This is a genomic window from Lichenibacterium ramalinae (genome assembly GCF_004137085.1).
GTDB classification, from domain to species: domain Bacteria; phylum Pseudomonadota; class Alphaproteobacteria; order Rhizobiales; family Beijerinckiaceae; genus Lichenihabitans; species Lichenihabitans ramalinae.
The window spans coordinates 82,252-99,257 of sequence record NZ_QYBC01000016.1 but is presented as its reverse complement, the minus strand read 5'-3'; the positions used below and the strand labels follow the sequence as shown (position 1 = coordinate 99,257).

Here is a 17,006-nt window from a genome sequence, read left to right as displayed (position 1 = left end):
ATGCCGCTCGCCTCAGTCTTGAAGGTCATGATCGCCGACGACCAGCAGACGAGCCGTCTGCTGATCCGCTCGGCCCTGTCCGACATCGGCATCACCAACGTCGCCATGGCCAAGGACGGCGAAGAGGCCCTCGGCATGGTGATGAAGAGCCCCGTCCACCTCGTCATCTCCGACTATCACATGCCCAAGCTCAACGGCGTCGAACTGCTGCGCGCCGTGCGCTCGCACGGTCCGACGCAGAAGAGCGCCTTCTTCCTGCTCACGGGCGTCGAGGACAAGGAGTTCCTGCAGCTCGCCATGAGCCTCAAGGTCAACAACTACCTGAAGAAGCCGGTCTCGGTGCCCGAACTCAAGAAGAAGATCGAAGCGGTCTTCGGCGTGCTGCAGTGAGGGCGGCGCTCGACGGCGGCGCCGTCGCCGTCACCCACCACGTCATCCAGGGCGAGCAGAAGGTCACCGAGGACCCGCGGGACGTCCTGGCGACGCTGCTGGGCTCCTGCGTGGCGGCCTGCCTGCACGACCCCGTCGCCGGGGTGGGCGGCATGAACCACTTCCTGCTGCCCGGCGATTCCGGCGCGGGCGGGCGCGCCTATGCCGAGCGGTTCGGCGTGCATGCGATGGAACTGCTCGTCAACGCCCTGCTGGGGCGCGGCGCCCTGCGCTCGCGGCTCGAGGCCAAGCTGTTCGGCGGCGCCAGCACCATGCAGGGCCTGTCCGACATCGGCTCGCTCAACGCTTCCTTCGCCAAGGGCTTCCTGCAGCGCGAGAACATCCGCATCACCTCCGAATGCCTCGGAGGCGAGCGCGGCCGCCGCATCCAGTTCTGGCCCGTCACGGGGCGGGCGCGCCGCAGCTTCATGGGGGCGGCCGAGCCGGTGCCGCCACCGCGCCCGGCGCGGGTCGTGCCGAGCGCCGGCGCGCTCGAGCTGTTCTGAGGCCGTGGCGGGAGATGTCGATGTCCGTCCGATCGCTGTTCCATCACGATGAGCCCCCGATGACCCTGCAGGCGCAGAACCGACCGGCGGACGACGCGCCCGGTCGCCACCGCGGCGAGGCCGATGCCGCGCTGCTCGTCGAGCGCGTCGGCCGCGAACTCACGGGCCTGTCGCTGGCCGTGGACGAACTGCAGGCCTCGCTCGGCCCGGCCCTGGCCTCGGCCGCGGCCAGCGACGCCAGCCTGATGCAGCAGGCCCAGAAGCTCGACCTCGTGGCCCAGTCGCTGCAGGGCCTGTCGGCCTTCCTCGCCGCCGTCGGCCGGCTGCGCATCGGCCGGGAACCGCTGGACCTCGACGGCGTCGCCGCGACCCTGACGCTGGCGAGCCTCGGCGCGCGCCTGGCCGGACGGGCCCCCGGCCCGACCAGCGGCGAGTTCGACCTGTTCTAGAACGGCTCGCATCCGGTTGCGGGCGTGCCTCTGCAACGGCATGACCTACGCCCGAGCGCCTTCGCCCGGTTCATCGGCTTCCAATCGCCGCGGCCGGTCCCGCGTGGGACCGCCGGAAGACCGCTGAACCGCCGGCCGCGCCGCGCGTTGGGTTTTCCGTGGATGCGAACCGGCTCCGTGGCGCGGAGCCGGGCAGGCGCCAGGCCTTCGAGCGCGGTCCCGCACCGCCGTTCGGGTCGCCGAACCTGTTCCGTGCTGAAGGTGCCGCCGCGAGCGGGGGAAAGCCGATGGTCGTCGGAAAAGCCGTGCTGGTCGTCGAGGACGACCCTTTGCTGCGCGTCGACGCCGCGACGATGTTCGAGGCGGCTGGCCTCTGGGTCATCGAGATGGAGACCGCCGACGAGGCCTTGGCCTACGTGCGCGACCAGGCGGCCGACGTAGGGGCGATCTTCACCGACGTGCAGTTTCCGGGCGAGGCCGACGGCTTCGACCTCGCCGGGACGGTGGCGGCCCGCTGGCCGCACATCACCGTCCTGGTGACGTCGGGCCGCGCCCGCCCGCCGGCCGATCTGCCGAAGTCCGTCCGCTTCGTGCCGAAGCCCTGGCGGCCGCTCGACGTGCTGGCCGCCATGCAGAACGCCGTCACGCTGCACTGACCCGCGCCGGGCGGACGACCCGTTTAGGCGGGATTAAAGCTTTGGGGCCGACACTCGGTCCGACTGGGTCGGAGTCGCTTCGGCGTCGGCAACCCGGATGAGGCTGCTCTCGATGCCGGGCCGGCGCCATTCGCCACAGCGACGAAGGCGCTTCGGGGATGCCGGGCGGTATCAGGCGCGTGCGAAAGGCCAGGGGGGATGCAACTCGACGGGCCGGCCACCTTTCCGTCCGCCAGCGCATCGGAGCGGGACCGCCGCTTCGCCATGGACCTGATGCAGCACCTCGTCGTGCCGACCTTCGTGCTGGATCCCGCCGGGCGGGTCCTCATCTGGAACAAGGCCTGCGAACGGCTGACGGGCCTGTCCGCCGAGGCCGTGGTCGGCACGGCCGAGCATTGGCGCGCCTTCTACGCCGAGCCGCAGCCCACGCTCGCCGACCTCGTGCTGGAATCGCGGTTCAGCGAGATCCACGCGTTCTACCGCGACTTCAGCAAGTTCGGGCTCAACGACTTCGGCGCCGCCGTCGAGGACTGGTGCGACCTGCGCCATGCCGGTCGCCGCGTCTATCTCGCCATCGATGCCGGGCCCATCTACGACGACGGCGGCGCCGTCATCGCCGTGGTGGAAACGCTGCGCGACATCACGGCCCAGCGCGAAGCCCAGGACGCGCTCGCCACCCTGGCGGCGCTGGACGGCCTGACCGGACTCGCCAACCGCCGCAGCTTCGACCAGGCTCTGGACCTCGAGAGCAAGCGCTGCGCCCGGGCCGGCACGCCGCTGGCGCTGCTGATGATGGACATCGACGGCTTCAAGCTCTTCAACGACAGCTACGGCCACGGCAGGGGCGACGAATGCCTGCGCGTCGTGGCCCGGACGGTCGGCAATGCCGTGCGCCGCAGCGTCGATCACGCGGCCCGCTACGGTGGAGAGGAATTCGCCGTGATCCTGCCCGACACCGACCTCGCCGGCGCCCGCGCGGTGGCGGACCGGATCCGCCTCGCCGTGGAAGCCCTGCGGATCCCCCATCGCGCGGCGCCGGTCGGCACCGTCGTGACGGTGAGCATCGGCGGCGTGTCGGTGCCCCGGCCCGATCCCGACGGGCGGAACCTGCTCGCCGCAGCCGATGCCGCGCTGTACCGGGCCAAGCGCGATGGCCGCAACCGCGCCGTCGTGCGCCCCATGGCTCTGGCCGGCCGGCTGCGCCCGCCCGCCGTGCCGCTGTCGGACTGCGCCTGAGCGCCATGGCCCCGCGCGACCGCCCCGTCGTCGCCATCGACGCCAATGCGCTCGACCGCGACGGCTCGCCCCGGGACGCGGTGTTGGACGCCTTCGCCGCCGCCGTCACGGCCGGGGCGTTCCGCCTCGTCGTGCCGTCGGGCGTGGCGGGCGAGATGCGCCACGCCGGAGCGCCCGATGCCGTGCGGGCTTTCGCCGCCGGCCTCGCGCCGCCCTCGCGGGCCGCGCCGCTCACGCCCCGCCAGCATATCGATCGCATCCGGGTGCGGGCCATCCTGCGCGGCGATGGGCGCCCGGGCAAGCACGACGCCGATGCCGCGCACCTGTCGGAGGCCGCCGAGGCGGGGTGCACGGTCTTCATCACCCGGGACGGCAAGATCCTGCGCAAGCGCGACATCCTGCGCGGGGCACTGCCGCCGGGCTTCCGGGTGGTGACGCTGGAAGAGTTCATGGCCGGGCGCGGCGCGGCGCCCGACGCTTGAGCGCCGCCGGCCGGCCCGCACCCCCCCGCCGCCCCTTCGACCCGAGGTGGGCGCGAAAGGCGGTTCGGTTCCGCCGCGTCGGCGTCAGTCGGCCTTGGCCTTCCGGCGGCCGGGCTTCTTGCCGGGGGCGGCACCCTCGGCCCGATCCTGCCCGCCGTGATCTTCGTCGGCGTGATCTTCGTCGGCGTGGTCCACGCCGCTGTGGTCCGCGCCGCTGTTGTCTTGGTCGGCAGGCACGGGCTCTCGGTCGGCATGGTCGTGGCCGGCATGGTCGTGACCGGCCTGGTCCGGCCCCCCGGCCAGGGCCGGCTGGGCGGACTTGCGGCCGAGGCCGATCGTCTTGGCGAGGTTCGACCGCGCATCCGCGTAGGCCGGCGCCACCATGGGATAGTCCTTGGCGAGGCCCCAGCGGGCCCGATAGGCGTCGGGCGTCAGCCCGTGCTCGGCCTGGAGATGGCGCTTGAGGGACTTGAAGCGGCGGCCGTCCTCCAGGCAGACGATGTAGTCCGTCGCGATGGACTTGCGGATGGAGACGCTGGGCTGCAGCGGCTCGGGCGCGGCCTGGGGCTTCGCGGCGCCGGACAGGCCGTCGAGCGCGTCGTGCACCGACCTGATCAGGGCGGGAAGCTCGGAAGCCGGCACCGAATTGTGCTCGACATAGGCCGAGATGATGTCCGTGGTCATTTCGACCCTGCTCAGCGCTGCTTCGATCTCTGACATCCGGCGACCCATGGTAAGACCCTGGTTGGCTTAGAGGCCCACCCTGCCGATTGCAAGGCCGACGCCGGGCCTGAACCGGGGATTGTCGGCGCGCGTCCGCGCCGGCCCTCCCGCCCGGCCGCGACCTCCGCCCGGGGAGGTGGTGTCGCGGACCTCGGGCCGCCGGGACAGGCCCGCCTGTCCCGCCTCTGCGGCAAGCCGCGTGCGACGCTGCGCTTCAACAACGGCCCGCCAGGCTTTAGACAGGGTGGGGTCGTCCCATCCCATCCGCCGAGGATGTCGCCGTCACGTCCGTCCCGCCCGATCGGTCGCCGCATGCCGGGTCCCGCCACGCCGTCCCTGGAGCGAAGCCCGGCCGCCCCGCCGGACGGGGACGGCCGCAAGATCATCCACGTCGACATGGACGCCTTCTACGCCTCCGTCGAGCAGCGCGACGCGCCCGCGCTGCGCGGCCGGCCGGTGGCGGTGGGGGGCTCGCGCCAACGGGGCGTGGTGGCGGCGGCGAGCTACGAGGCCCGGCGCTTCGGCGTGCGCTCGGCCATGTCCTCCATGGCGGCGGTGCGGCGCTGCCCGGACCTCGTCTTCGTGCCCCCGCGCTTCGACGTCTACAAGGCGGTGTCGGGGCAGATCCGGGCGGTCTTCGCCCGCTACACCGCCCTGATCGAGCCGCTGTCGCTCGACGAGGCCTATCTCGACGTGACAGACGCGGGCGGGCCCGGCTCGGCGACGCGCATCGCCGAGGAGATCCGCGCCGCCATCCGGGCCGAGACCGGCCTCACCGCCTCGGCCGGGGTCAGCTACAACAAGTTCCTGGCCAAGCTCGCCTCCGACCACCGCAAGCCCGACGGCCTGACGGTGATCCCGCCGGGGCGGGGCGAGGCCTTCGTGGCGGCGCTCGCCATCGACCGGTTCCACGGCGTGGGCCCGGTGACGGCGGCGCGCATGCGGGCGCTGGGCATCGCCACCGGGGCCGACCTCCGCGCCCGTTCGGCCGAAGCGCTGGACGCGGCCTTCGGCAAGGCGGGCCGCTACTATTACTGGGCGGCCCGCGGCGTGGACCACCGGCCCGTGAAGCCCGACCGCCCGCGCAAGTCCAGCGGCTCCGAGACCACCTTCCCGCAGGACCTCACCACGGAAGCCGAACTCGTCGCCGGCCTCGCGCCCGCGGTGGCGGCGGTGTGGCGGCACTGCGAAGCCTCCGGCCTGCGGGGCCGCACCGTGACGCTGAAGGTGAAATACGCCGATTTTCGTCAGATCACCCGCAGCCGCACCGGCCCCGACCTCCTGTCGAGCCAGGACGTCCTCGCCGCCACCGGGCGCGACCTGCTGCGCGGCCTCTTCCCGCTGCGGGCCGGCGTCCGCCTCATCGGCCTCACGGTCTCGGGCTTCGAAACCCCGCCTGCGGCCGAACCCCGCCAACTCACCCTGTCGCTCTGACCCACCTCGCCCCGGCCACGGGGCTTGCGTCCGCCGGCCGCCTGTGGCACATCCTCGCCCATGACGGACGCGCCCACGGGCCGTCCCGGGCTGCCGTAGCTCAGTGGTAGAGCACTCCATTGGTAATGGAGAGGTCGAGAGTTCAATCCTCTCTGGCAGCACCATCAATCCCGCTTGACGATCAATGTGTTAGGCCTTTTTAGAGGCTTACAGCGTTCCCGCTCTTACACAGCGGGCTCACACATGGCGTTGAAGATGGCTCAGCCCTGGCGAGACCCGAAGTCCCACGTTTGGAACCTGCGGCAGCGCACCCCGGCTGACCTCGTAAATCGGCTCAAGGGCAAGACGGTGATGCTTCCCGTGGGCGAGGGCTTCGCCACGGTGAAGGTCGGGGCGATGGTGCAGGCCAGCCTTCGGACCTCAGATCCGAGGACAGCGAAGGAACGACACGCCATTGCGGACGCGGCCCTGCGGCAGTTCTGGGAGAGACACCGGACCGGGCCCAAGCGACTCACCCACAAGGAAGCGGCGGCGTTGGCAGGAACGCTCTATGCGGACTTCGCCCGGATTGAGGATGACCCCGGCATTCCGGAGCTTTGGATCAGCGCCGCTGAAGGCAACATGGCGGCCCGCTCGGGAACCTCTACGCTCATCATCGGGGACCCTGCCTTGGCCGCTTCGGTCGCGCGGCGGGATCGCTTCGGCGCCTTCGCGGACCTTCTCCTAGCGCGTGAGGGACTGGTGGTCGATGCAGACAGCCACGAGCTGTTGCTCAAGGCCGTTCAGGGCGCGATGGAGAATGTGACGGCGCGGCTGCGGAAGGCCGCGGACTTCGATTACACGCCCGACCCTGCCGCCCAGCGCTTCCCCGAATGGCAGCGCTCCGAGACGGCTCCGAAAGCACCAGCGGGCAAGCTTACAGTGGATGACGTGTTCACCGCCTGGACAGCGTTCAAGGCCGACAAGCTGACTCCGAACACGATCAAGCGCTACGGAGCTAGCTTCCGATCCCTGGCGGCTTTCGTGAAGGGCCGGGAGGTGAACGCGCTTGCCCCGGAGAACATCCACGGATGGGCAGAGCACCGGCGGGATAGCGAGGCCGTCAGCACCGGAACGATCAACCGCGTGGACCTCGTGGCTGTCAGCGCGGTGTTCAAATGGGCTACGGGCATGGAAGGCAAGAGGCTGATGCGGGCCAATCCGGCCGCAGACCTCCGCCTGTCCGAAGGCCGAGCGGTTCAGAAACGGGAGAAGGTGTTCCGGGCGGAGGAGATCAAGGCTGTCCTACGGGCAGCGCTTGCCGCTCCTCCCGAGCCCCGCAATCCCACGGCGGGCTTTGCCAAGCGGTGGTGCCCATGGCTTGCTGCCTACTCCGGGGCGCGCATCTCGGAACTGACCGGCTTGCAGGGTTCGGATGTGAGGGTTGAAGGCAACGTGCCCGTGATGGACTTCCGGAAGACGAAGACCGGCATTGCTAGGACGGTCCCCCTGCACGAGCATATCATCGCAATGGGCTTCCTGGACTTCGCCAGATCGCGTGGAAGCGGCCCGCTGTTCTACGATCCCACACGCGCCACCGGGAAGGCCGTGACCGATCTCGCGGAGATACGCTCCGGGCAATTGGTCAAGTGGCTGCGGAAGACTGTGACGCTGGACGAAGAGCTACAGCCGAACCACGGATGGCGTCACACATGGAAGACGAGGGCTCTGGAGGTCGACATTCAGGAACGGATCAGCGACGCCATCACGGGTCATGCCACCACTCGGGTATCTCGGAAGTACCAGACGCCCACGGTCAAGATGATGGCGGACGCCATGGCGAAGTTCCCCCGCTATGAGGTGGGCTGAAAAGGCCCGTTTTCATTTTTTCACCACACTTTCGAGCCCTCTTCGATTGAGGCGGCCACGACCGTTCCCCCCGTGCCCACCCGCGGTATCGCGCAGCCGCCCGCGGTGGATTGCTGGCGCGCGCGCACGGATGAGGAACCCGGGAGTGCCGCGCGGGCGGGCGCGGGAAGATGTGGGACTTTCGCTGAAAGTGGGACTTGCTGCCGAGCCATAGGCCCCCCATGTCCGGCATCCAACAGAGGAGGTTCCTTTGACCCACCTTTTGATGGACCCGGCAAGCACCCCATAGTGCGGGGTGACACGGCCTCCGGGCGAAACGGCGTGATAGGCGTCGAACAGGCGTTAGGGCTTTGGCCCCGTGTTATCGCGGTGACGCAACGGCGTGGTGGCCCACCTAGGGCAGTGCGTAACGGCAGCAGCTCACAAGGCTGTTGCAAGCCATGGGGACGGATCGTCCTATCCCGACCGAGCCTCAGAAGCCTCGCCTTTGTGCGGGGCTTCTTTTTGTCGGCTCGACGGCCCGGCTTGCTGGGTCATGCGTCTAGCGCAGTCTCGGGAGGGTATACCGCAGCGAGACGATGCGGCGAGACACTATCTGAGTCTCATTTGGGTTGACTTCCGGTTTGTGAGACGGCACCTTCGGACGGTCTAGAACCATACGAGACAGCAAGGCCCCGAGATGACCCGCACCGCGCCTGCCGCTTCGACCACCGCCAAGAGCCACACCTACGGCTATGCCCGGGTCAGCACCACGGATCAGGACCTCACCATTCAGCGGGACGCGCTGACGGCCGCAGGCTGCACCATGATCCGGGAGGAGAAGGCCACCGGCACCACCCGCGAGGGCCGCGCTGAGCTTGCCACCTTGCTCGACTTCATGCGGCCGGGCGACGAACTGGTGGTGACGCGCATCGACCGTCTCGCGCGCTCCATCGGGGACCTTCAGGACATCGTGAGGGCCCTGCGGGCCAAGGGCGTTCACCTCCGGGCGACAGAGCAGCCCGTGGACACCAGCACGGCGGCCGGCAAGGCATTCCTCGACATGCTGGGCGTGTTTGCTGAGTTCGAGACGAACCTGCGGAAGGAGCGCCAGCTAGAGGGGATCGCAAAGGCCAAGGCTGAGGGCGTCTACAAGGGGCGGAAGGCGACCATCGACGTTGCCCAGGTGCGGGCCCTGGAGGCCGAGGGGCTGGGCGCCACGGCCATCGCTGAACGCATGGGGATCGGCCGGGCCAGCGTCTACCGTGTCCTGGGCGGCAAGGCGGAGGCGGCGGCCTGAGCGGGTTGGCTAGCGACTAGCCGGCGGACGAAGGCGGCCCTTGCTGCCAAGCGGGCGAAGCTCCCCAACCTCACGGATGCCGAACGGGACGCGTTCCGGGCCGCAGGTAAAGCCACCGCGCTCGGCGGGGACCGGGGCAACCTCACCGCCACCATCCGCCACCATCCGCCAGCGAGGCAACGAGGCCAGCGCCAGGGTGCGCCAGGAGTCCGCCAAGGGCCGGGCCGGTGATCTCGCTCCGGTGCTGCCCAGCTTCGGGCGGAGGGCGTCACAGCGCTCCATTTTCTCCCTCTACCGGGGACATAGCTGCGCGCGCTTCGGGAGGGGTACACATATGGGCCTAAGTGCGCTCGGTCCGGTCACCTTCGAGAAAGCTGGCCGTGAGTGCCAGGATGAGATCGCCAAGTTGCGTCAGATAGGAGAGAATGATCGGTACTCCCCCAAAATGCATGTTCTCTAGCGCCTCTACCAAGTCTCTGTTCTTTAGATCGAGATGCGCCCCGATTTTGTCGGCTACGCCATGCAATAAATCTACATTGGTTGTCGGAGATTGGTTTAGAGCGCCTCCGTTTCGGCAAAGCCAATCATCAATATCAGTCTGGCAGGTTAGAAAATGTGTGGGTGAAAGCGAAAACATCTCCTTAGCGTACCAAAAATCGAGACTGTCGATCAGCTGGTAAGGAGTCCACAGCTGGGGATCGCTAGGAGGGCGTTTCCATACGGGCAGGACAACGCCTCTAAACGCAGCGCAATCTTGGAGAAGATGATTGCCCTTACCTTTACCGATCAGTTTTCGCAAGTGGACGCTTACTGGAACCGTATAATCAAGATCGCCTCTCTTCAGGGCGCTGTTCGCTGCTGAAAGCAGGCGAAATTCTCGTTTTAAATCTACGATGCTCCTTACCTTTTGCTCTGTTGTAAGGCCAGTTCTCTCATAGTCCCGCACTCGTTGCGTGCGCGCTGAGAGAGCGGCATCAATGCTGGCTTGATCCTTTGTCAGGCCATTTTCGGAAGGAGTATCGGGACGGAGAGTAGCAGCTACTTCCATGCGCCTCGACCTGGAAGTCACGTCCTCGCCATTGATATACAATTCCAGTTTGCCGGTGGATGCGTGATAATTAATCACCCAGAACAGGAACAGTACACCCGTTCCGACAAGGCGAATACGAGGCGACACTGCCTCCGCAAATATGAAACCTGTATCGATATACCGTAGGTAAACTCGCATGCGTCCGCTTTGGGTAAAATGCACCTCTAAAAACTCGTGATCCATCGTCTGATGAAGCGCTTTCACACGTTCGGGAGGAGGCCAGGAGCTTTCAATTGTAAGAGAAGCGCTTACAGCAAAATCCTGCATCTTCAGGCTCCGACAGCCGCTTCCCAGGAGCGTCCGCTCGTATTTACACCGGCTGCATAGCCACTGCCAACACACGCGAGACATGAGACGGCACCCAGGAGTCGCCGCGGGCCGTCGTGATACCGCGGTCGTTCAACGCGGCGGCAATGGAGGGCACGCGCTGAGCCATCAAGACGGCGATGTCCGTACGGCGGGGAGATAGTGAAGCTCGGTGCGGATGAAATAATTTTCCCGGCTAAGCCCCGCATTGGATTTAGCTACCACATAAATCTAATGGGAAGGAGTGCCCCATCACTAGGTTGCGAGAGCATGTGGCGTAAATTCTGCCACACAGCCACTGTCGAGGCCTAAGTTGATATCTGCGCCCTTCCCTGGCAAAAGGTACCAGCAACGGCGGGCCGCGGTGGTCTACAGCCGGGCAGTTCCTGAGATTACAGAGCATGAGACAGGCTATCCGCGCCCTCGCGTGGCCGCGCGTGGGAGGCCGCATTCGTATCGGCAGCTTCTTCATCGGCTGGCATGATTGGCAGAGCTTCCGTTTCGGCAGGCTGTTGCCGGGAGCTATGGACGCTGAATGGGAGGAAGACTCGGGAGTGTGGGTGTTCGTCTACTCGCCAGCGACCATTGAGGGCTGGGAAGTGCCGGAGGGGTTTTCGGTCAAGGCCCGGAGATGGGGCGCTATCCGGCGCGGGTTCTTTGCCTTCGATCACGAGGTCTGGACACGGAAGCTGTCCCCGAGGCTGGCGGCGGAGATTGGGGAACACAAGGCCCGGATCGCGGCACGGCAGACAGAGCGGGGAGAGCGAGCAGCGTATTGGGCCGCGCTTGAGGCCCGCGCCGATGCTCCCGAGCAGGATGCCCCACAGGCCGCCTAGGAAGGCCGTGGACGGCCATTCAGCAACGGACCCCATCTTCCCACGCCCGCGTCTGTCTGGTCGGAGAAGGGCGCAAATAGCGACCCTGCAAAGCCCGGCCAGGATCACAGGCGACAACCTTCACGACATCAAAGGATTATCATGCCGAGACACTGCCGGTCCCCCGGCTGCACTGCGGAGGCCACGCGATACGGGGCCTTCTGCACTTCGCACAAGGCTACCCTCCGCAGGCACGGCGATGCCGATCAACGCGGGATCACGAAGGCCGACCTCAAGGCCCCGCTGCGGGCCATACGGGGACGCGTCGAGCGCAACAGCGGCAACCCCGTGTGGGGTCAGAGCGAGGGCCGATGGCAGGAGGTGGTCAGCCATGCCCACGCCGTGCTGGCCCGCCAGGGCGCAGGGAGCGCCTACGTCAGGCAGGCCGCCAGCGAGACGGTGAAGCTGGCGGAGACCGTCGAGGCGAGGACGGTGATGGAGACTGCCTTCGCCGTGTACCTCATGGCGGACCAGCAGCCCCGCCGGTTCGCGTCGGATCGGGCATTCAGGGTTCAGCTAGTCCGGCGCCTTCGGGGCCTTGCGGAAGCCAATGCGGGGACGTGGTTCGACCACGACACGGGGCGGATGAAGCGGGTCTATCGCGAGCTTCCCCCGCAGGCCGCCAAGGTCATGGGGGAGTGGTGCGCCAAGGCATTCGGGGCGGTCGGGTTGTTTCTCGCCAGGATGGACAGGGAGCAGCGGGAAGCCGCAGCGCGGAAGGCCGATGCGGACAGAGCAGCGATGACTGCGGCATTGGAGGCATTGACGTGAGCGGGGTCGGGATCACGGAGGCGGAGCAGCCCGAGGCAATGCCGAAGCTGTCCCCGATGACGCTCAAGATCCGGGAGTTGGAGGCCAAACGACAGGCGGGCACGGATGCACCGCTTCCGGAGTGTCTGCCCTTGTCGGACATCGTGAGGCTTGAGGAGCTGTTCCAGCCGCGTCGCGAGGCCGAGCACCACGTCACGGACCTTCGGGAGGCCATCAAACGGGGCGCCACCTTGGACCCGCTCACGGTTCTTCGGGTCGGGAGCACGGTCTACCTCGTGGACGGCCATCACCGTTGGACGGCCTACGATGAGGAGCACGTCACCGCACCAGTTCCGGTGGTCGCCTTCAAGGGCACCGTTCTGGAAGCCGTGCGGGAGAGCAGGAGGACGAACGCTAAGGCCAAGCTCGTCATGCAGCCGGCCGAGAGGGCCGATGCGGCTTGGCGCCTGACCATGTGCGAGGGACTGAGCCTTGCGGAGATCGCGGAGGACTGCGGCGTGGGGACCGCGACGGTTGGACGGATGCGGCGAACGATGCGGGCCTTGGGTGACGCTGCCTTCGACATCGAAACTTGGAAGCAGGCCCAGCGCGCAAGCAAGGGCGTCTCTGATCCGTTGGGAGATGACGAGATGGAGGAGAAGATGCGCTTGCTGGCCGAGAGCTACACGAAGCGGATCGGCAGGACGTTCGGGCGAAGGCTCACGGACAACATCGAAGTGACCGCGATGGCACTGGATGGCTACTTCGGGCGCACCCTGCCGGACCTCGTGGAACAGCTCTGGGGCTACCTGCCGGAGGCCGTGCAGGAGCGCATACGGACACCCCCCGATTTCTAGAGCTTCGATCATGCCTACGGGCGATCAATGATCGACCATGAGCCTCCCGAGCGGTTCACAGCGGGCCATCGGAAGGCGCACCAGCGGGCCACCTCAATCATGCCTACGGGCGATCAATGATCAACCCAAGCCGTTCGGAAGCGCACCGAGCGGCCACCATCACGGCCTAGCTGGGGCGCCTCATGCCACCATTATGCAGCCTGCCCGGAGCGCTGGCGGCTGTCAGTCCCGTCCCCCATCGCCCCGCCCACGAAGTCCAGGAACCTACGATGATCCCCGGCAAGCCCACCCGCGCCGTCGTCTCCGAGAAGATCAAAGCTGGGACCTCAGCGCCTCCGCCTACCGCCATCCCGGTGGACCCGAACGGGTTCCGGCTGGTGGCCTGCCTCACCGATCCGGCGCAGCACGTCGAGGGAGATCACGCCGGGAACTTCCGCAGGGACACGCAAGCGATGATGGACGATGACGGTCCGCACGTCTCACCGCGGGAGCGGCGCAATCTGGCGCTGTTGCGCACGAAGGCCGTTCGGCCGCACCCGTTCCAGCCCGGGGCCGAGGTGGTTGTGATGTCGGACCAGAACTGGGATCGCTGGGACATGCTCCGCAGGTCGTTCGTCATCCTGAACGGCAGGCGGCGCAAGCAGGACGCTTGATCCCAGCAGCGGAGGGACCGGGCCGCGCTCGGGCGGGGACATGGGCCAGCTTGACGCCCACACTGCGCTCTCACACAATGGGCTTTGAGGGAGCGCGTTGATCACTGAAATCGTTGCGTAATTATGGGCGGCGCCTGTTTTCAATCCTCTCTGGCAGCACCATTTATCCCCCTCAGGCCTCTGTGCTTTTGGACTCGATGGCATGACTGGCGTGGTTTTCGCGTGTGAAGCACGTGGACAGAACCGCGTTGGCAGTCGATCGAGCGGGCTCAGGCGGTACGATCTGTCAAGAACCCTTTGTCACGGCACCGGCTTGGCGATGGTCTTGGACCGATCGACGGCCCGCTGAGCCGTAGACGATACGCAACTTTCATAGGCGCCGACCGCCTCCGGGTTTCTCAGAGGCCGCGGAATACGACTGTAATGGCCAGTGCGCCGTTACAGTAATCAAGCTAATAGGCCTGCTCGACGGGCAAGGCGTCGAAGGAGAGGTAGGTTCGCTGGGCGTCGGCGGGCCCTGGCCGGTCGACGTCGACGTCCTGGGAAGCCAGTTCGGCCAGGCGATTCGCGTGAGAGACCGACATGCGCGGCCCAGGCCGTGAAGTGCGAGCCGGCCGGTGACGGCTGCTCGCTGGCGAACCCCGACCAGAGCGTCGGCGCCGGGACCGATGGCGCTGAGCTGCGACGGCAAGCGGAGCACCGCGATGTAGGCGGTCAGGCTCGCCGGGTTGACGGTCGGGGAAGGCGTCACGTCGAGCGCGCTTTGCATTTTGGCCCCGGTCGCCCTCCGGCAGGCTGCCGAGCGTAAAGTCGATCGGCGCCCAGCGTCCGCTCTCCATCCGTCGGAGGGTCGCGCCCGGACCCTGGAGCGCTTCCGCCTTCGATGAATTCGCTCCAACTTCGAAGCGGGAGCAGTTTCATCGGTTTGGGGCCGCCAAGGCGATGTCGGGAAAACCGATACTGCTTTAGAACCACTGGCCGGGGTTGAGCAGGCCGGCGTCGACGAGGTCGCGCGTGGTGCCGTAGCGGCGGCTCGCCTCCTGCAGGGGTGCCGCGTCGCGCAGGCGGGCGAGGCCCGGATAGGCGGCGAGGCCGCCGTCCTTCACCGTCACGGCCGCCTCGTGGCGGGCCGCCGTCTCCAGCGTCTCGGGCCGGGCCAGCAGCGCGTAGCGCAGGATGCAGGCCGTGGGGCTCGAATGCCAGGGCGTGTGGGGGTTGTTGAGATAGGCCGGCATGACGAGCCGGGTGCCCGCCACGTAGCCGTAGAACCACTGCCACTTGACGAGCGGGACGCGGTTCAGCGCGGGGCTCTGGCGCGGCCGGCTCCGGTGCAGGGTGCGGCGCTGCAGGCCGCCGCGCACGATCACGTTGCGCAGCCGGCCGGGGTCCAGCGTCACGAACCCGAAGGCGTCGAACCGGTCGAGCGCGGCGGGCTGGACGCCGTCGGCCGCCAGTTCCGCGGCGGGCCGGTCCCCATAAAGCTCCACCACCAGGGCATAGACGTGGTGGCGGCTCTCGGAATCGAGGAACTCGGTGAAATCCGCCAGCCGGCGGTCCTCGCAGCGGAAGAACACGAAGGCGTCCGTCGTGTCGAGCGACAGGCACCAGCGGCCCGTGGCGTAGCGGGCCCGCAGCCCGTTGAGCCAGACGGGCGCCTCGCCCACGCGGGCCGGGTCGCGCGGGCGCCACACGGCGCAACCGGGCCGGTCGCCGAGATGGGCGGCGAGCCCGCCGTCCCGGGACAGGTCGAGAAAGACGTAGTGGCGGGCGCCGAGGCGCCCGTGATGGGCCAGGAAGGCGTCGGCCATCGCGTGGTCGCCGTGATGGGCCGCCACCACCACGCAGCCGCGCCCCGCCGGTGCCGCGGCGGGGCCCGACAGCAGCGTCAGCGCCCGGAGGCTGAGCCGCGCCCGGAGCCACGGCCACAGCAGCACCGAGGCGACGCGGAAGGGCGCCTGCAGCCTGGCCCAGAACCCGCCGAGCCGCAGCGACTGGAACACCCGGACGCGGCGGCGCTGTCCCGCCATGGGGCCGCGGTTCACGTGGGTTCGGCGGGGCGGGATCATGGGGCCGTCGTTCTCCCGGGCGGTCTCAATCCGACGCGCCCGCGTCGCTCGTCGTGGTGACGACGCGGCGGGCCGTGGTGGTGGTCGACGTCACGGGGCCGCGGAAGTCGTAGTAGATGCCGGCGATGCCGCGCATGATCTGGACGGCCTTGCTGAGCTCCACGCCTTCGGCATTGGCGATCAGCACCGTGTCCCTGTCGCGCATGTCAGTGGCCTGGCTGATGAAGTAGCCGGCGGCGGCGCGCAGGTCCAAGTGGTAGACCACGGGGACCTGCGCGGCCTTGGGGTCGATGGTCTTGAGCCGCGCGTCGCCGGCGGGCAGCAGGCTGCGCAGCAGGGCCGCGGGCTCGAAGCGCATGAGGTAGATCTGGCCGACATCCGCGACGGCGTCGTTGCCGCCCCCCGCGCGGGCGACGCCCTCGGCCAGCGTCACGCGCTCCACGTTGAAATTGTACTGCGACACCTTCAGGGCCGCGCCCAGCACCGAGAAGCTGCGCGGGTTGTGGATGAGCACGAGGTTGTCGCCGGGCTCGATGCGGATGTTCTCGTGCGGGTCGTCGATGAGGCGTTGCATCTTGGCCCGGGCGACGCGGCTGCCCCGCACGAGCTGCACGTCCGTGTCGAAGGGCGGGTCCTTGGGGCCGCCCGCCTGGGCGATGACGTCGAGCACCCGCTCGCCCCGCACCGTGATGGGCACCAGCCCCGGCTTGCCGACGTCGCCGTTGACCGAGGCCGTGTTGACGGTGGAGCTGAGCAGGCTCACCAGGGCCTGGGGGTTGGTGGCCTTGCCGTCGAGCGATTTCGCGATGGCCCGCCCCGCCTGCGTCGGGGTCAGCCCGGCGACGTGGACCGGGCCGCCGAACGGCACCGACACGCTGCCGTCCTGCTCCACGACCTGGGCCGGCAGGGTGGCGGTGTGGCCGCCCACGGGCGTGCTCTTGTCGGAGGTGGTGCTGAGCGCCGGGGCCGGGCCGAACAGCGGGATGGGGGTGACCTCGTAGACCGTCGTGGCGATCATGTCGCCGGGCTTGAGGACCAGGCTGGGCCGGTAGACGTCGGCGCCGAGCGAGGACAGGCCGGGACGGTGGTAGGCCGAGATGGTCCTGGCGGTCGCGAGGTCGAGGTCGAGGCTGACGTAGCCCGGGTCGCCCTGCATCAGGCCGGGCGCGGCGAATTCCACCGCCGTGGGGGCGCCGCTCGGCAGCACCGAGCATCCCTGCAGCGCCGCGGCGCTCAGGGACATGGCGCACCAGACCCCTGCGGCCGACCTCAGACCCATACGGTGGAACGCTCCCATCGCGGCTGCCGGACGCCGCTGGCCCGGATCTCGCCGGCCGAAAGGCGGCCAGTTCTTCCGCCGCCACGAC

The 17,006-nt window shown here is 68.3% G+C and carries 17 protein-coding genes and 1 tRNA gene; 14 read left to right on the top strand and 4 right to left on the bottom strand.

From position 1 onward, the window contains the following. The 6 genes from D3272_RS18570 (at position 1) to D3272_RS18545 (ending at position 3,758) form a co-directional block, all read left to right on the top strand. Entirely contained in the window at positions 1–390 is a 390-nt protein-coding gene (locus tag D3272_RS18570; protein ID WP_129220707.1) for a response regulator transcription factor, read from the top strand. Beyond that, the gene (locus tag D3272_RS18565; protein ID WP_129220706.1) at positions 387–935 is read left to right on the top strand and encodes a chemotaxis protein CheD; all 549 of its coding nucleotides are present in this window, start codon (positions 387–389) and stop codon (positions 933–935) included. The genes D3272_RS18570 and D3272_RS18565 overlap by 4 nt, the downstream gene beginning before the upstream one ends. A gap of 20 nt (positions 936–955) precedes the next feature. Next, positions 956–1,384 (top strand): hypothetical protein, encoded by a 429-nt coding sequence (locus tag D3272_RS18560; protein WP_129220705.1) that lies wholly within the window; start codon positions 956–958, stop codon positions 1,382–1,384. A gap of 287 nt (positions 1,385–1,671) precedes the next feature. Beyond that, positions 1,672–2,040 carry a response regulator gene (locus D3272_RS18555; protein ID WP_129220704.1) on the top strand — a complete coding sequence of 123 codons (369 nt, stop codon included), beginning with the start codon at positions 1,672–1,674 and terminating at the stop codon, positions 2,038–2,040. Positions 2,041–2,238: 198 nt separating this feature from the next. Next, on the top strand, positions 2,239–3,276 hold the full coding sequence (locus tag D3272_RS18550) for a GGDEF domain-containing protein (protein WP_129220703.1): 1,038 nt from the start codon (positions 2,239–2,241) through the stop codon (positions 3,274–3,276). A gap of 5 nt (positions 3,277–3,281) precedes the next feature. Then, a complete protein-coding gene (locus D3272_RS18545) occupies positions 3,282–3,758 on the top strand; it encodes a PIN domain-containing protein (RefSeq protein ID WP_129220702.1) in 477 nt (158 codons plus the stop codon). 84 nt (positions 3,759–3,842) lie between these two features. On the opposite strand, the gene D3272_RS28330 is transcribed toward D3272_RS18545, so the two are convergent. Beyond that, complete coding sequence (locus D3272_RS28330) at positions 3,843–4,442, bottom strand: Ros/MucR family transcriptional regulator (RefSeq protein WP_342634192.1); 600 nt, start codon at positions 4,440–4,442, stop codon at positions 3,843–3,845. 351 nt (positions 4,443–4,793) lie between these two features. On the opposite strand from D3272_RS28330, the gene dinB reads away from it, so the two are divergent. From dinB to D3272_RS18520, 4 genes are all read left to right on the top strand, one after another. Continuing rightward, positions 4,794–5,915, top strand: coding sequence for a DNA polymerase IV (gene dinB / locus D3272_RS18535; protein ID WP_207210256.1), 1,122 nt, complete (start codon positions 4,794–4,796; stop codon positions 5,913–5,915). Positions 5,916–6,004: 89 nt separating this feature from the next. Further along, positions 6,005–6,079: transfer RNA gene (locus D3272_RS18530), tRNA-Thr, on the top strand. A gap of 79 nt (positions 6,080–6,158) precedes the next feature. Beyond that, positions 6,159–7,763: a site-specific integrase gene (locus tag D3272_RS18525; RefSeq protein WP_129220699.1), complete on the top strand. Its 1,605-nt coding sequence runs from the start codon at positions 6,159–6,161 to the stop codon at positions 7,761–7,763. A gap of 679 nt (positions 7,764–8,442) precedes the next feature. Continuing rightward, positions 8,443–9,042, top strand: coding sequence for a recombinase family protein (locus D3272_RS18520; protein ID WP_129220698.1), 600 nt, complete (start codon positions 8,443–8,445; stop codon positions 9,040–9,042). A 340-nt stretch (positions 9,043–9,382) separates the two neighbouring features. Here the strand turns inward: D3272_RS18520 and D3272_RS18515 are convergent, their stop codons facing one another. Further along, positions 9,383–10,399 carry a hypothetical protein gene (locus D3272_RS18515; RefSeq protein WP_129220697.1) on the bottom strand — a complete coding sequence of 339 codons (1,017 nt, stop codon included), beginning with the start codon at positions 10,397–10,399 and terminating at the stop codon, positions 9,383–9,385. A 440-nt stretch (positions 10,400–10,839) separates the two neighbouring features. Between D3272_RS18515 and D3272_RS18510 the strand changes: the two genes are divergently transcribed. The 4 genes from D3272_RS18510 (at position 10,840) to D3272_RS18495 (ending at position 13,573) form a co-directional block, all read left to right on the top strand. Then, complete coding sequence (locus D3272_RS18510) at positions 10,840–11,274, top strand: hypothetical protein (RefSeq protein ID WP_129220696.1); 435 nt, start codon at positions 10,840–10,842, stop codon at positions 11,272–11,274. A gap of 360 nt (positions 11,275–11,634) precedes the next feature. After that, positions 11,635–12,084, top strand: a complete 450-nt coding sequence (locus tag D3272_RS18505) for a hypothetical protein (RefSeq protein WP_245496664.1) — start codon at positions 11,635–11,637, stop codon at positions 12,082–12,084. Positions 12,085–12,140: 56 nt separating this feature from the next. Next, complete coding sequence (locus tag D3272_RS18500; protein WP_165361416.1) at positions 12,141–12,920, top strand: ParB N-terminal domain-containing protein; 780 nt, start codon at positions 12,141–12,143, stop codon at positions 12,918–12,920. A 269-nt stretch (positions 12,921–13,189) separates the two neighbouring features. Further along, positions 13,190–13,573 (top strand): hypothetical protein, encoded by a 384-nt coding sequence (locus D3272_RS18495; RefSeq protein ID WP_129220693.1) that lies wholly within the window; start codon positions 13,190–13,192, stop codon positions 13,571–13,573. Positions 13,574–14,538: 965 nt separating this feature from the next. Here the strand turns inward: D3272_RS18495 and D3272_RS18490 are convergent. Together D3272_RS18490 and D3272_RS18485 are read right to left on the bottom strand one after the other, a co-directional pair. Beyond that, the gene (locus tag D3272_RS18490; protein ID WP_129220692.1) at positions 14,539–15,639 is read right to left on the bottom strand and encodes a glycosyltransferase family 2 protein; all 1,101 of its coding nucleotides are present in this window, start codon (positions 15,637–15,639) and stop codon (positions 14,539–14,541) included. A gap of 25 nt (positions 15,640–15,664) precedes the next feature. After that, positions 15,665–16,882 carry a polysaccharide biosynthesis/export family protein gene (locus D3272_RS18485; RefSeq protein WP_165361415.1) on the bottom strand — a complete coding sequence of 406 codons (1,218 nt, stop codon included), beginning with the start codon at positions 16,880–16,882 and terminating at the stop codon, positions 15,665–15,667. Positions 16,883–17,006: the final 124 nt, after the last annotated feature.